Raw genomic sequence first — 1,230 nt, forward strand, 5'->3', positions numbered from 1 at the left:
TGGAATTACTAGCATTCATAGTCTTGTAAACGCTCCCATGACGTTACAAGAAGCTATGGAAAGAGGGGCTGAATTTTTAGAGGTTTCAGCTGAGCAAGTAATGCGCACTTTTTTAGCTTCTTTTAATAAATAAAAAATAGGGGGTTATCATATGTTATTTATTGTTTTAGCCATCGGAGTTTTTTTGATTGTATTTGCAACAACCAAATTTAAGCTACATCCGTTCTTATCACTTCTGTTAGGAACCTTGTTTGTTGGGTTTGCTTCAGGAATGCCTCTAGAACAAATTGTAGAGAATATAAACGGGGGATTTGGTGGTTTGATGACAAGCATTGGGCTTGTCATCGTTTTTGGAACAATTATTGGAACTATTTTGGAAAAGGCAGGAGCAGCTTTACGAATGGCAGAGGTTGTACTGCGTATTGTCGGTCCAAAAAGACCGCAGCTAGCGATGAGTATGATTGGATTTATTGTATCCATACCTGTTTTTTGTGATTCTGGATTCGTAATTCTATCCAGCTTAAGAAAAGCCTTGGCAAAACGAGCAAAAGTGGCTGTTGCTTCAATGTCAGTTGCGCTTGCAACTGGTTTGTATGCAACACATACGCTTGTGCCGCCTACTCCCGGTCCAATTGCAGCAGCAGGAAATATAGGAGCAGATGGATATTTAGGAACTGTCATTTTAATAGGGCTTATTACCGCTATTCCTGCGGCACTTGCTGGATATTTATGGTCAATAAAAGTGGCCAGCAAAATAGAGGTAGAAGATGATCGAAATGATTTGGACTACGATTATGATGAGATTGTTCGTTCATTTGGGAAAATGCCATCTGCTTTTCAATCCTTTTTACCAATTGTTTTACCAATCGTCCTAATTGGAGTTAGTTCGGTATTAAATCTGATTGGAACAGAAGGAAGTATCGCTTCATTTTTCATTTTCTTAGGCCAGCCCGTGATTGCATTGCTTGTAGGTGTTATCTCAGCACTCACCTTGCTACCAAAATATGATGAAGAAACGTTAACAAATTGGATTGCGACAGCCTTATTAGATGCAGCCCCAATTTTATTAATTACAGGAGCAGGCGGGGCTTTTGGAACAGTCATTAAAAATACAGGTATCGCGGACATCATTCAAGGTTGGGATCTTGGAAGCATCTTTAGTGGAGCTTTGTTCCTGTTAGTTCCATTCCTTATTGCAGCTGGTTTGAAAACAGCTCAGGGGTCATCCAC

At 39.9% G+C, this 1,230-nt stretch carries 1 protein-coding gene; it reads left to right on the plus strand.

Annotated elements, in window-relative coordinates; all coding sequences use genetic code 11:
* Window positions 1–151: 151 nt before the first annotated feature.
* Window positions 152–1,230: GntP family permease (locus AC1DUW_RS29600; RefSeq protein WP_477644277.1), on the plus strand; the 1,079-nt coding region annotated here is incomplete at its 3' end.

The sequence above is a fragment of the Peribacillus sp. P4_C12 genome (assembly GCF_056402095.1).